Raw genomic sequence first — 13,856 nt, forward strand, 5'->3', positions numbered from 1 at the left:
CGGTCAGGGCACTTTCACCGTCACGCCGAGCAGCGACAGTGACAGCAGGGGCTGGGGTGTGCTCGTGGTTTCCGCCGGTGCGGGTGGCGGGCTGGTGGGTGCCGTGGTGGTTTCCGCGGGCGGGGTCGTGACCGGGGGCGTGCTCGTGCTCGCCGGCGGGGGCACCACCGGCGACCCCGGGCCGGAGCCCGGCACCGTGGCCGCGGGCTCCGGGGTACCCGAGTCCGGGATGAAGGCGCCCGGGCCGCTGACCGTGCCGGCCGGCGCGGGTGCCGGCACCCCGGCGGCACCGCCCGCCCCGGTTCCGGGGCGGGCCGCGGCGGCGGCGGGCACCGGCGGCACCGGGCCGTCGGCGGCCGTGACGTACCCGGACCCGTACGACTTCGCCAGCGCCAGCACGGTGTCCGCGTAGTCGTCGGAATGGTTGTAGCGCAGGATGGCGGTGCGCAGCTGTGCGTCGTCGCGCAGGTCGCCCGGACCGCTGCACAGGTAGAGGCCCGCGGCCAGTGCGGCGTCGAACACGTTGTCCGGGTCGGAGCGGCCGTCGAGGTTGCCGTCCGCCTTCAGCGACCGCCAGGTCCCGGGCAGGAACTGCATCGGCCCGACCGCGCGGTCGTAGACCGGGTCGCCGTCGAGCGCGCCCCGGTCGGTGTCGCGGACCAGGGCGAACGGGCTGCCGGTGAGCTGCGGCCCGCGGATCGGGACGGTGGTCTCGCCGTCCGCGCGCAACGCCGATCCGCCGAACCGGCCGTGGTTGGTCTCCACGCGGCCGATCGCGGCCAGGACGGTCCAGCTCAGCCCGCAGCCCGGGTCGGCCCCGGCCAGCAAGGCCGCGGCGCGCTGGTACGCCTGCAGGGCCACGGCCGGGATCCCGGCCGACGCCAGCGCCGGCACCACCGGCTGGAGCGACCCGTCGGGCAGCGCCGCGATCGGCGGCACGACCGGGATCGCGTTCTGCTGCGGCAGGACCGGCACCACCGGCAGCACCGGCAGCGCGGGTGTCCCGGCCGGCGCGGGTTCGTCCTGCGCGGCCGTCGAGAGCACGGTGTCGCGGGCGGAGCCCAGGGCCAGGGACGCGACCAGCGCGGCGATCGACACCGACACGCCCGCGAGCGCGAGCGGGCGGCGGTAGCCGAACACGGTCGTGCGTCCCGGAACCACCGGTTCCCGGGTGATGTAGCGCTTCACCGGCGTGCTCATTCGGCCTCCCGGTCGTTCTCCGGCCGGACGCGTTCTCGCACGCGCACTTGCGACCAGCGCGAATCGGGCGCGGTCCGCGCCGACCGCCAGTGCCCGGCGATCGTCCGGTCGCGGGTCCGCTCGTCGCGCGCGCCGGCCTCCAGTTGCAGCTGCTCGACCTTCGCGGGGATCTCGGTGCGCATCGGCGGCAGCAGCGGTGCCGTCACGTCCAGGACGAGGTAAGCGCCGCCGAGTACGTTGCCCAGCTCACTCGGGTTCGCCGCCACCAGGCCGTTCAGCTCCAGGGTCACCGGGAAGCCGGTCGCCGCGAGCCGGTCGCCGACGACGTCCGGGGGCAGTACGTCGTGGACCGCGCACGCGGTGAGGACCGCGTCGAGCGCCGCGTGTTCGGCCTCGGGCGTGGCCGCTCGCGCCGAGACCGTGTACTGCATCCGGTACCGCCGCAGCGGCGGCTGCCGCCCGACGACCTGACCGCGGTCGTCCCGGACCTCGCTCCACTCGGCGGCGCCGCGGCCTTCGACCGCTTCGGCGATGCTGTGCAGCACCAGGTGCAGGACCGCGTGCTCGCCCGGCTCGCCCGCCGGCCGGCCGAGGCTCACGACCGTGCCGCCGTCCAGGGAGCGCCGCAGCAGCGTGCTCAGTGCGTCGTCCACATCTCGGATCACCGCCCCAGCGTGCGGGGCGGGCGGCTCGCCGCCGACGAGCGGTCGCGCACCGGCGAGTGCACGGGTGCTGCCCGGTCGGGCAGCCGGCCGGGAATGTGGTGCACCTGCCCGAAAGAGCACGCCGGGGTGCCCTTCCGCCTTCGCCGGGAGCCACCTCGGAGCCGGCTCGCCCGGCGTGATACTGCGGTCCTCCGGACTGCTGGGAGCCTGACGATGACGAAGCCGAAATCCGCCACCGACCTCGACCTCACGTTCCTCCCGCCCGATTTCACGCTCGGTTTCGTGGTGCGCGAGAGCCGCCCGAACAGCCTGAAAGAGCTGCTGGGCAAGGACCGGCGGTGGCGCCGGTTGTTCACGCTCTGGCTGCCGACGGTCGCCGGCGAAGCCGGTCCCGGTGCGGCGCGGGCGTTCGCGGAGATGTCCGAGACCTACGACCGGACCGGGAAGTACCCGGACCTGAAGCTGCCGAAGGCCAACGAGCGGGAGTGGAACGGCACGATCGGGCGGTTCCGCGAGTTCTGCGGGCAGATCCGTGACCACCTCGCGGCCCTCGCCGAGCAAGTCGAGCAGGAACGCCACGGGGTGCCCGCCGGCACGCTTTCCGGCGGCTTCTCCTGGCTGCCACCGGACATGCGGGTGCGGTTCGTCGTCGAGGAGAGCCGGCCGAAGAACCTGCGCGAGCTGATGAAGCACGACAACCCCGACTGGCGGAACCTCTTCACGGCGTGGCTCGCCGGCCAGGACCCCGGCAGCGCGAAGTCGTTCACGGCCATCCGCAAGTGGTTCCGGAACCACGGGCGGAGCTACACGGCGCTGGCCAAGGAACTGGGCAAGGCCGACGAATCGGCGTGGAACAGCGCGTTCCCGGCCTTCCTGGACACCTGCGCGAAGCTGCGGGAGAAGATCGACGCCCGGGTGAAAGCCGCCAAGAAGACCGACGCCGGCGTCGAGGCCGAACGGCGCCTGGCGGGCGCGAACACCGCCGGCCGCGTCGCGCGGTTCGGCCCGGAAGACGTCAAGGGACTGATCACGGTCGAGACGAAGATGCTGGCGGCCACCGCCGAACTCAAGCCGGTCTTCGCCGAGACCTACTCTGCCTACGTCAAGGCCGAAGGCTGGAAAACCCGTGGCGAAGCCACGAAACTCCTCGAAACCGCCTACACCGCCCTCATGTCGTGCGAGGGTGAACTGCGCCGCACGACGGGCGTGCTGCGGGGCCTCGACCCGAAACGGGTGGCGGGCCGCGACACCCGGAACGACCCCGGGCCGCTCATCGGTCCCGCGCAGTACGAGGAGCTCGGGCGGGCCTGGCAGCACTACCTCGCCGCGCTGGAGAACCTCGGCGACGCCACCGTGCGGGCCGCCAAGCTGTGCGACGAGTGGGCGCGCAAGAGCACCGCCGGCAAGCTCAAGGAGAACTTCGCCTCGGCCTTCCCGGTGGTCAACGGCTGCCTGCTCGGTGCCGAAACGCTGGTCTGGACGTTGCGGATGTGCGTGGTGTCCGCCGGGCTGGGCGGCGTGGCCGCGTTCCCGCTGGCGCCCGAGGTCACGGCGCTGGTCAGTTCGGCGATCAGCGCGGCGCACACGATCGTCGCCGAGATGATCAGGGGCCTGGTGGCCTACTCCGCGGCCGGCGACCGGGAGACGGTCGAGCGGCACCTCGGCGCGGAGTACGCCGCCAAGCTGAAGGAACTCGACGCCAAGGAAGCCGCGGAAGCGGCGGGCGAGGACGGCGCACCGGGTACCGGTTCGGCCGTCGCCGGTGGCATGGCCGCCGGTCTGCCGGGCGTGCTGGACGTCGCCGCCCGGACCGCGATCAAGACGCTCAAGGACGACGCCGCGAAGATGAAGGTCGTCGCCGCGATGCCGGTGGTCGGCGAGGTGATCCAGGGACTCGGCCTGATCGTGAAGTGGGGCGAACAGCTGAACCCGAAGGAGCTGCGCGTCACCGAGCCGGAGCGGCGGGAGCGGCTGCTGACCGCGCTCCAGCAAGCCTGGTCCCAGCTCGACGCGGTCGGCGAGGACCCGGACCGCGAGGTGACGGTGCACAGCTACGACGCCGGCCACGACGCGTTCTACGTCGACCTGAACGGCGAACGCGGCTGGGTCTGGAACGGCCGGTTCACCCCGGACGACCGCCGCCGGGCCGCCGAACTCGTCGTCAAGGCGTTCGAACGGGAAAGCGAGGTGTTCCAGGTCGACGAGTACTTCCTGACGGCGCTCGGCCCGCGGAACGAGACCCTGCCGATGACCGTGGCGACGCTCACCGAGCAGTTCCTGGGGGACGAAGACGGGTACTTCTACTTCCAGACCCACGTGCGCGCGACCGTCGGCCGCCAGGTGCTGCTGGGGCACGCCCGGATCGCCGTCAGCGCGGAGGGCCGGGCCCGGATCTCCGACGGCCCGCACCCGCTCGACGAGCCCGGGGACCAGCGCAGCCCGCTCGCCGTGCTCCTCTGGCAGCGGCTGTCCCTCGAGCCCGTTCCGGACGAGGTACCGGTGGACTTCTGGCGTGACCTCCTGGACAGCGGGCTCCAGGAGTGGGCCGAGAAGCACCTGGACCCGCTGCAGGTGCCCGACGAGCCCCTCTACTTCGGCCACGCCCGCAGCCCGGGCGACGGGCTGCTGTGGCGGATCCACAGCGCCGACGACTCGTTCGAACACGGCGTTCCGTACCCCCTCGACGCGGCCTGAGCCCGGCGGCGGGCCGCGCCGGGTCCCCGGCCGGGGACCCGGCGCGGCCGTCCGGCGGGCACTGCCCGAAGAGGCAGTGCCGGCTGCCCGGTCCGCGGTACCGACCGAGCACCTTGATCGTCTCCGCGGATGTGAAGCTCGACCAGCGGTAGGAAGTCAGCCCAGGGAGGCCCAATGCCCAGCTATCTCGCACCCGGCGTGTACATGGAGGAAGTCGCGTCCGGCTCGAGGCCCATCGAGGGAGTCGGCACCGCCGTGTGCGCGTTCGTCGGGTTCGCCGAGAAGGGACCGCTCGACGAACCGACCCTGGTGACGAACTGGAGCCAGTTCACCCAGGTCTTCGGGGACTTCGTGACCGGCTCCTACCTCGCCCCGGCCGTCTACGGTTATTTCCTCAACGGCGGCGGCGTCGCCTACGTCGTGCGCGTCGGGTCCGACGGGGAGAGCAAGCCCGTCGCCGCTCGCGCCGAGGTGCCGGCGATCGGCGGTGACGGCAAGCGCGCCTTCACCGTGCGCGCCATCGAAGCCGGCGCCGACGGCGAACAGCTCTCCGTGGAGATCGGCGAAGCCGGCGAGAACACCGACGACAACTTCAAGCTGGTCGTCAAGCGCGCCGGCGAAGTCGTCGAGACCTTCGACAACGTGTCCATGAAGCGGGGCAGCAACAACGTCGCCACGACGGTCAAGCAGCGCTCCAAGCTGATCGCCATCGAGGAGGCCAAGTCGTCCGGCGCGGTCGCGGTGCCGCAGAAGAACGAACTGGTCCCGCTCGCCGGGGTGGTGGCCGAGCAGAGCCAGGACGTCGGGGCCCAGGACTACGTCGGGAACGCGGCCGAGCGCACCGGGTTCGCCGGGCTGGAGGCCATCGACGAGATCACCATGCTGTGCGTGCCCGACCTCATGGCCAGCCACCAGCAGGGCGCGATCGACCTCGACGGCGTCAAGGCCGTGCAGCTGGCCATGATCGCGCACTGCGAGCTGATGGCCGACCGTGTCGCCATCCTCGACACCCCGCCCGGGCTCGGCGCCCAGCAGGTCAAGAACTGGCGCACCGAGATCACCGGCTACGACAGCAAGTTCGCGGCGGTGTACTGGCCGTGGGTCAAGGTCATGGACCCGGTCGGCGGGCGGCCGGTGCACGTGCCGCCCAGCGGGTACGTCGCCGGGATCTGGGCGCGCAACGACGCCACCCGCGGCGTCCACAAGGCACCGGCCAACGAGATCGTCCGCGGCGCCATCTCGCTGGAGCTGTCGATCACCAAGGGGGAGCACGACCTGCTCAACCCGATCGCGGTGAACTGCCTGCGCTCCTTCCCCGGGCAGGGCATCCGCGTCTGGGGCGCGCGGACGCTCTCGAGCGACCCCGAATGGCGCTACCTGAACGTGCGGCGGCTGTTCAACTTCGTCGAGGAATCGATCCTGCAGGGCACGAACTGGGTGGTGTTCGAGCCGAACGACCCCAAGCTCTGGGACTCGGTCAAACGGACGATCACGATGTTCCTGCGTGGCGTGTGGCGCGACGGCGCCTTGTTCGGGCGCACCCCGAACGAGTCGTTCTTCGTCAAGTGCGACGAGGAGAACAACCCCGCCGAAGCCCGGGACCAGGGGATCCTGACGGTCGAAATCGGCATCGCGCCGGTCAAGCCCGCCGAGTTCGTGGTCTTCCGCATCTCGCAGTTCTCCGACGGATCGTCACTCGAGGAATGAGGTCAGCATGACGGCAGGGCTCGGACCGCAGCAGTCGCAGGACGCCCTCACCGCGGCGCGGTTCTCCATCACCATCGACGGCTACGAGGTCGCCTCGTTCTCGGAGCTGTCGGGCATCACCACCGAGGTCGAACCCGTCGACTACATGTCCTCTTCGGACCGGGAGATCAGCTTCAAGAAGCTGCCCGGCAAGGCGAAGCCGCCGACGGTCGTGCTCAAGCGGGGCAAGACGATGGGCATGGAACTGTGGTCCTGGCACCAGGCGGTGCTGATGGGCAACATCGTCGCCGCGCGCAAGAGCTGTTCGCTGGTGATGTACAACTTCGACGGCAAGCCGGTCGCCCGGTACTACCTCGAGAACGCGTGGCCGTCCAAGCTGGAGATCGGCGCCCTGCGCGCCGGCAGCAGCGAAGTGCTGATGGAGACGGTCACCATCGTCTGCGAGCACCTCCAGCGGGTGTCGCCGTGAGCACCGCGGCGATGCCCCGCCCGGACCACGACACCGGGACGCTGCGCACGGAGTACCCGTTCACGCTCCCGCGCGGGTACGTCGACGAAGCCGGCAACGTCCACCGCGAAGGTGTCATGCGCCTGGCCACCGCGCGCGACGAACTGGCACCGCAGAACGATCCCCGCGTCCGGCAGAACCCCGCCTACCTGACCGTGCTGCTGCTCGAGCGCACGGTGACGAAGCTGGGTTCGGTGGTCGCGGTCGACTCGTTCGTCATCGAGAGCCTGTTCGCCTCCGACCTCGCGTTCCTGCAGGACCTCTACCGCCGCGTGAACCAGGAGGGGCACACCGCGGTCGAGGTCGGCTGTCCCTCCTGCGGGCACGCCTTCGCGGTCGACGTGGCAGGTGATGCCCCGGGGGGATCGTGACGTACGCGGCCGACCGCCTCTGGGAGGAGGTCGCGTACGTCGCCTACTACTTCCACTGGCCGCTCGAGACGATCCTCGACCTCGAACACGCGCACCGCCTGACCGTGATCGGGGAGATCTCGAAGATCCACGACGCCATCAACGCCGGCTGAGCGGCCACCCGCCCAGGCAGCAGACCGAGGAAGCACCCATGCCGTCCTGGCCGTTCCGGCGCCGGACCACCGAATCCGTGGTCCCGGAGCCACCGCCGTCCCCCCGTCCGCCGTCGCCGGCCGCCCCCCGGCCGTCGTGGGCCGCCGTCGCCCCGCTGCGCCCGACCATCCCGCTCACCGCGCCGCTGGTCGGGACGCGGCTGCAGGCGCAGCCCGAGATCGCCACCACCCGGCCGCTGCTCGTGCGCAAGCACGTCGTCGAGCACGACGTGCCGGTGGCGCGCGGACTGGTGCACGGGCTGGCGACGCCGCGGGTCCTGGCGGAACCCGATGACGACGGCGGGTCGCGGCTTTCGCCGTCCGGCGGTGCCCGGCCGCCGGTGCGGCCCGCGCCGGCGGCGCCGCGGCTGACCCACCCGGTGCTCACCCGGGCGACGGACTCCTACGTCGGGGAGGCACGAGAGCCCGCCGAGCCGTTCCGCGCACCGGCCTGGCTGCGGGCCACGCCACCGCCGGCGGAGGATACGGTGGCGGGCGCCCCGCTCCCGGCGTTCCTGACGCACCCGTCGCCGACCGCGCCGCCCGAGCGCGAACCCCAGCCCCGGCGCCGCAACCTCGGCCAGAGCCGGCGGGTCGGGCTCGGCCAGCCGTCGCTGAGCCACCCGCAGGGGCCCGAGCCCGTCCACCCGGCCGACGGCCGCGACGAGGGCCCGGACGACGACGGCGGCGGCGAGCCGCCCGAAACCCCGCCCGAGCCCGAGCCGCCACCCCCGCCGCCGCGGGCGGCGCAACCGCGGCCCGAACCGGTCACGCCGCCGCCCGTGCCCCGGCCCGAGCCGGTCACCGCGCCCGCGCGCCCGGCCTACCGGGTCCTCGGCCACCCCGTCACGGCGCGGCTGCCCGAGCGGCCGGAGCAGTTCGCCGCGGACCTGCCCGCGCCGGTCCGGCCCTCGGGCGTTCCCGGTGACATCGCCGACCACTTCCAGCGCCGGTTCGGCACCGACGTGACGCAGGTGCCGGTGCACCGCGGACCCGAGGTTTCGCACCGGGCTTCGGCGTTGAACGCGCGCGCGTTCACCGCGCGCGGCGAGGTGTACCTGCCCGCGGAAGCCGGGCCGATCGACGGACGGCAGGCCCGGTCGCTGCTCGCGCACGAGCTGACCCACGTGGTGCAGCAGCGCACGACGACCACCGTCGCGCACGAGCACAGCGCCGAAGGACGGCGGCTGGAGAACCAGGCCCGGCAGACCGAACGCGACTTCGGCGGTGACGTCCGGATGACGCACCCGGCCGCACCGCCGCGCCTGCCCGCCGCGGCACCGGCGGACGTCCTCGACCCGGAGGACTACGCCGACCGCATCGCCGAAGAACTCGTCCGGCGCGGCATCGCCCACCGGGACGGCACGACACTGGTCTTCGGCGACGTCGTGCCCGACGTGGTGCTGACCGACTCCGTGCAGCGCGCGGCGGTCGACGAGGACGAGACCCGGGCGGAGCTCAAGGACCTGTTCCGCGACATCAACATCCGCCGCAACGAGCAGGTTTTCGAACCCGAGGAGCAGGCCAGGGCACTGGCGCACTTCCTGGCGTCCAACGAGGACCTCGTCCCGCTCAGGTGGGAGAACACCAGCGAAACCGAGCTCAAGTACGAGCTCGGCGAACTCGCCAAGCAGTACAACCTGCTCAACCCGGGATCCGTCCTGTCCCACGACAGCGTCGAGAAACTCGCCGCCTACCTCTGGGAGACCAGGCAGGCCACGGTGTTCGGCGATCCGGCGTCGGCGAGCGGGGAGGAGGTCTTCGGCAAGGACCGGGAGCTGGAGACGTACGGCCAGTGGGGCCGCGAGGTCGGCCTCGGCCTGGCCGAGACCTGGGGCGGCATGCTCGGGTTCCGGTTCGACCGGGAGGCCGAACGCGAGATCCTCGGGCTGGCACCGGAAGCCGACGAGAAGACGGAGCGCTCGGCGAAGGCCGAGGACGGGCCCGGAGCCGGCGCGACGCCCGCCGGGGCGGGATCGCCGTCCGGACGTCGGAGAGCGGCCGATCCGGCGGCGGCCGCGGCCGCCGGGAAGCCGGCGGCCTTGCCCCGGTTCACCCTCGGCGGGACGCGGGAAGAGGACCCGGACCCGCCCGAGGCCGCCGAGACACCGGGCGCCGCGCCGGCTTCGCGAGGTACCGCGAAAGCCGGCAAGTCGTCGCTCGGTCTGGGCGGTGTGCTCGACGCCGGTGGGACGACCGCGACCAGGAAACTGCCCGCGATCGCGAGCTCGTCGTCGGTGAGCAGGCTCGCCACGGAGAAGGAAGAAGCCGAGGAGGCCAAGCGGGAACGCGCCGAGCGCAAGCTCGACGACTTCGGTCACTGGGGCCGCGAGGTCGGTCTCGACCTGGCCGAGACCTGGGGCGGCATGCTCGGGTTCCGGCTCGACCGCAAGACCGAGCGGGAAGTCCTCGACCTCCCGCCCGAGCCGGAGACGAAGGTCGAAGAGAAGACCGCGGACGACGAGCACGACGACTCGTACCTGTTCGGCGGCCTCCGGGGTGACGGTCCGGTCGTGCGCACCGGGCCCGGCCGGACGCTGACCGATTCGGGACGACCGCAGATCGACCCGGCGGACATCGACTCGGCCGAGCTGGTCGCGCAGATCTACCGCTTCGTGAGGCTGAAGTTGAACTCCGAGGTCCTGGTCGACCGCGAGCGGCACGGTTGGCTGCGGGACATCCGATTCTGAGAGAGAGCAGCTAGGAGAAGGCGATGGCGATCAAGGGTGACGACAAGCAGCTGCTCGGGATGGCGAACCGGTTCAGGGTGGTGATCGACCAGGGTTCCTACGATCTGGGCTCCTGGTCGAAGGTCACGGGTCTGGACGTCACCTGGGACGTCGCCGAGTACCGCGCCGGTGACTCGTGGAACCACCGCTGGTTCTACCCGGGCAACACGAAGTACCAGACGATCAAGCTGGAACGCGCCGCGTGCAAGGACACCAACGTGGTGAAGAAGTGGCTGAACGAGGGCGCGACCAAGCCGAAGTTCTACACCGGCACGCTCAAGCTGTACGACGCCAACAACGACGCGGTCACCGAGTGGGAGCTGCGCAACGTCGTCCCGGCCAAGTGGAGCATCGCCGGGTTCGAGGCCGGGTCGAGCAAGGTCGCCCTGGAGACGCTGGAACTGCAGCACCTCGGCTTCCTCGACGACGAGCAGAAAGCGGGCTGAGCCGTGGCGTCCGATCTGTTCATGCCGGCGGGCCGGCACTCCGGCGCGGCCAAGGCCCAGGGCCCGTCGCTCGGCATGACGATGCGCTTCGGCGTGGTCACCGAGGACAACCTGAAGAAGATCGACCTCGGCTTCTGGCGCAGCTGCAAGGGGATCGCCGTCGACTTCGAGACCGAGAACGTCGTCGACGGCGGGCACTACGAGACCCAGGCGTACCTGCCGAACGGGCTGAAGTACCAGACGGTCCGGCTCGAACGCGTGATGACGCCCGACGGCTCGAAGGCCGTCCAGGGGTGGTTGCGGGACATGGTCGACCACTGGGTCAACGGCGACGGATCGTACCGGGGCGGTTCGGCGACCATCACGTTGTTCGACGCGTCGAACCAGGAAGTTCTGAAGTGGACTCTCCAGAACGTGTTCCCCAAGTCGTGGAAGGGGCCGGACCTGGACGCGAAGTCTGCCGAGTTCGCGATCGAGGCCCTCGAACTCGTCCACGAAGGTTTCCTGCACAGCGAAGGGTGATCCGATGGCCGAAGGATTCGACGACCTCGGGGCCGGCCAGGCCAAGGCGATGCTGACCAGCCTCGACGTGATGATACCGGGCATGGTCGTGTTCGACTTCAATCCCACCAAGATCCAGCTGCAACGCCGGGTCGACCTGAAGACCAGGGGGATGGTGGGCCCGCGGACGATCAAACCGCGCGGTGCCACCGGCAGCCAGTTCAAGAAGAGCGAGGCCAGCACCATCACCATCGGCGACATCACCTTCACCGGGATGGACACCAAACCGCGGTGCGACACCCTGCTCGGCTGGGCCAGCCCGGGCGGCAGCCAGGTGGGGGCCGCGCTGGGCGGGGCGGCCAACGTCGCGCGGCGCACCGGCAAGAACTCGCTCAACGGCCCGCGGAACAAGTCGGCGCGCAACGTCAAGAAGCTCGGGCTGATCAGCCAGGACCTCGCCACCCGGCTGCCGATGCTGGCGTTCTCCTGGGGTCCGCCGACCGCGGCGTTCCTCTACACCGTGATGCTGCAGAGCGTCACCATCTCCTACACCCGGTTCACCGACCTGGGGATCCCGATCCGCGCCAAGGTTTCCCTGGACCTGAAGGAACAACCGAACTTCATCGATTCCTACCCGACCAACCCGACCTCCGGCGGCCCGCCCGGGCGGAGCGGGCACATGGTGACCGCGGGGGAGAACCTGCAGCAGATCGCCACCGAGCGCTACGGCAACCCCGGCACGTGGCGGGAACTCGCGGAGAGCAACGGGATCGACGATCCGCTGCGGGTCCGGCCCGGCCGGGTGCTCTACCTGCCCCACCCCGGCGAACGGCGGTGATCCGGAGATGACGCTGCCCGCCGCGGCTTCCTCGCTCCTCCCGGACACCGGACGGCTCGAAGAGCTGTCCCTGACCGTGCTGGCCCGCGTCACCGTCGACGGTGACGACTGGCCGGACACCGTCGAGCCGCCGGTCCGCGTGGTCGTCGACACCCACCAGCACCTCCCCGACATGTTCGAGATCACCCTGCTCGACGACACCGACGGCGGCACCGCGCTCGACGACGCCGGCCTGGTGATCGGCGCGGCCGTCGAGATCAGCGACGGTGCGGAGGACGTGGTCCTGATCGTCGGCGAGGTCACCGCGCTCGAGGCCCGCTGCGACGAATCCGTCATGTACACGATCGCGCGGGGTTACGAGAAGACGCACCGGCTGCAGCGGGCCAAGCACAGCCACGTCTTCAGCAACGATTCCGACTCGGGGATCGCGAGGTCCCTCGCGGAGGCCGCGGGGCTCGAGATCGGCACCATCGAGCACACCGGCGTCACCCACGACCACCTCGCCCAGACCGACCAGACCGACTGGGAGTTCCTCCAGCAGCGCGCCCGCGAGATCGGCCACGAGGTGCTCATCGCCGACGGGAAGTTCCACTTCCGCAAAGCGGCTGGGCCGGCCGCCGGCGTCGGCTCGGCGCTGGCGGCGATCGCCACGGGGACCAAGGAGGTCACCGCGACCTTCAAGGAGGACTTGCTGTCCTTCGCGCCGCGGGTCTCCGCGGCCAACCTCCCGTCGAAGGTCGAAGTGCGGGTCTGGGACCCGGACACGACGAAGACCGTGGTGGGCGAAGCGAAACTGAGCACCCGGACGGCGGATCTGGACCAGGGGCCCGGCGAACTGGCCGAGCAGTTCACCACCACCCCGAATCCGCTGACCCGGCCGAAATCCGGTCAGCCCGGCCTGGCGGCGAAGCGTCAGGCCCTCCTGGCCGCCGACAGCGCCGGCGAGAACACGTTCGCCGTCGTCGACCAGCCCGTCGCCCGGGGGGCCGACACCCAGCGGTCGGTGGACCGGATGGCGGCCGGTCTCGCCGAGCAGATCGCGAGCACGTTCGCCGAAGCCACCGGGACCGTCGCCGGCAACCCGGACGTCCAGGCGGGGACCCGGATGACCGTCAAGGGCGTGCCGGCCCAGTTCGCCGGGGTCTGGACGATCACCAACGCCCGGCACGTCTTCGACCTGGAAGAGGGTGGCTACCACACGCACTTCGTGGTCAGCGGCCGCCAGGACCGCTCGACGCTGGGCCTGGTCGCCGGCGCCTCCGGCGGGTCCGGCGTCGGCCGGATCCCCGGAGTGGTCTGCGGGATCGTCACCGACGTCGACGACCCCGAAGGGCGGGGCCGGGTGAAGGTCTCGCTGCCCTGGCTCGCGGCGGCGTTCGTCACCGACTGGGCCCGGACCACGCAGTTCGGCCTCGGCGGCCGCGGCGGCGGGGTGTTCCTGCCCGAGGTGAACGACGAGGTGCTGGTCGCGTTCGAGTTCGGCGATCCTCGCCGGCCCTACGTCCTGGGCGGTCTCCACAACACCTCGACCCGGTTCGCCGAGGAGCGCGCCTTCCTCGGCGACGCCGGCTCGGTGCGGTCGGTGGTGGAACGGGGGATCTACACCTCGACCGGGTCCCAGCTCGTGTTCCAGGACGGGCTGCCGCCGTCGGCCGCGGGCGCGACGCCGCTGAAGTCGGCCGAGAAGTCGCGCGTGGTGCTCGGCGGCCTCGGCGAAAAGCTGGCCCTGGTCATCGACAACGTCGCGGGCTCGGTGGACCTGACCTGCGCGCCCGACCCTGGCACGCACAAGACGGGCCAGGGCACCCTGACCATCAGCTGCGGTGCCGGCGGGGAGCTGGTCCTCCGGACCGGCGACGGTCCGATCCGGATCGACGCGGGCACCGGGGACGTGGCCGTCACCGGCGGGCAGCTGAAGTTCGACGCCACCGGCGGGGTCAGCATCACCAGCGGCGGCACGGTGAAGATCGACGGCCGCCAGATCGAGCTCAACTGATGGAGGTCCC

At 71.6% G+C, this 13,856-nt stretch carries 12 protein-coding genes; 10 read left to right on the forward strand and 2 right to left on the reverse strand.

The window, feature by feature from the left end; all coding sequences use genetic code 11:
* Positions 1 to 3 precede the first annotated feature (3 nt).
* Both OG439_RS07995 and OG439_RS08000 read right to left on the reverse strand, forming a co-directional pair.
* Entirely contained in the window at positions 4 to 1,200 is a 1,197-nt protein-coding gene (locus tag OG439_RS07995; protein ID WP_326948722.1) for a lytic transglycosylase domain-containing protein, read from the reverse strand.
* Positions 1,197 to 1,865: a Pvc16 family protein gene (locus OG439_RS08000; protein ID WP_326948723.1), complete on the reverse strand. Its 669-nt coding sequence runs from the start codon at positions 1,863 to 1,865 to the stop codon at positions 1,197 to 1,199. Before OG439_RS08000 ends, OG439_RS07995 begins: the two co-directional genes overlap by 4 nt.
* A gap of 213 nt (positions 1,866 to 2,078) precedes the next feature.
* Between OG439_RS08000 and OG439_RS08005 the strand changes: the two genes are divergently transcribed.
* The 10 genes from OG439_RS08005 to OG439_RS08050 all read left to right on the forward strand — a co-directional run bounded on the left by OG439_RS08005 (position 2,079) and on the right by OG439_RS08050 (position 13,846).
* Entirely contained in the window at positions 2,079 to 4,559 is a 2,481-nt protein-coding gene (locus OG439_RS08005) for a hypothetical protein (protein WP_326948724.1), read from the forward strand.
* 174 nt (positions 4,560 to 4,733) lie between these two features.
* Positions 4,734 to 6,266 carry a phage tail sheath family protein gene (locus OG439_RS08010; RefSeq protein ID WP_326948725.1) on the forward strand — a complete coding sequence of 511 codons (1,533 nt, stop codon included), beginning with the start codon at positions 4,734 to 4,736 and terminating at the stop codon, positions 6,264 to 6,266.
* Between the two features lie 7 nt (positions 6,267 to 6,273).
* Entirely contained in the window at positions 6,274 to 6,735 is a 462-nt protein-coding gene (locus tag OG439_RS08015; protein ID WP_326948726.1) for a phage tail protein, read from the forward strand.
* Between the two features lie 11 nt (positions 6,736 to 6,746).
* Positions 6,747 to 7,145 carry a phage tail assembly protein gene (locus OG439_RS08020; RefSeq protein WP_326951507.1) on the forward strand — a complete coding sequence of 133 codons (399 nt, stop codon included), beginning with the start codon at positions 6,747 to 6,749 and terminating at the stop codon, positions 7,143 to 7,145.
* Positions 7,142 to 7,297, forward strand: a complete 156-nt coding sequence (locus OG439_RS08025) for a DUF6760 family protein (protein WP_326948727.1) — start codon at positions 7,142 to 7,144, stop codon at positions 7,295 to 7,297. Before OG439_RS08020 ends, OG439_RS08025 begins: the two co-directional genes overlap by 4 nt.
* 38 nt (positions 7,298 to 7,335) lie before the next feature.
* Positions 7,336 to 10,026 (forward strand): DUF4157 domain-containing protein, encoded by a 2,691-nt coding sequence (locus OG439_RS08030; protein WP_326948728.1) that lies wholly within the window; start codon positions 7,336 to 7,338, stop codon positions 10,024 to 10,026.
* A gap of 23 nt (positions 10,027 to 10,049) precedes the next feature.
* Complete coding sequence (locus tag OG439_RS08035) at positions 10,050 to 10,511, forward strand: phage tail protein (protein WP_326948729.1); 462 nt, start codon at positions 10,050 to 10,052, stop codon at positions 10,509 to 10,511.
* A gap of 3 nt (positions 10,512 to 10,514) precedes the next feature.
* On the forward strand, positions 10,515 to 11,033 hold the full coding sequence (locus OG439_RS08040) for a phage tail protein (RefSeq protein ID WP_326948730.1): 519 nt from the start codon (positions 10,515 to 10,517) through the stop codon (positions 11,031 to 11,033).
* A gap of 4 nt (positions 11,034 to 11,037) precedes the next feature.
* Complete coding sequence (locus tag OG439_RS08045) at positions 11,038 to 11,850, forward strand: CIS tube protein (RefSeq protein WP_326948731.1); 813 nt, start codon at positions 11,038 to 11,040, stop codon at positions 11,848 to 11,850.
* A gap of 7 nt (positions 11,851 to 11,857) precedes the next feature.
* Positions 11,858 to 13,846: a phage baseplate assembly protein V gene (locus OG439_RS08050; RefSeq protein ID WP_326948732.1), complete on the forward strand. Its 1,989-nt coding sequence runs from the start codon at positions 11,858 to 11,860 to the stop codon at positions 13,844 to 13,846.
* Positions 13,847 to 13,856: the final 10 nt, after the last annotated feature.

The organism is Amycolatopsis sp. NBC_01307 (assembly GCF_035975215.1).
Classification (GTDB): Bacteria; Actinomycetota; Actinomycetes; order Mycobacteriales; family Pseudonocardiaceae; genus Amycolatopsis.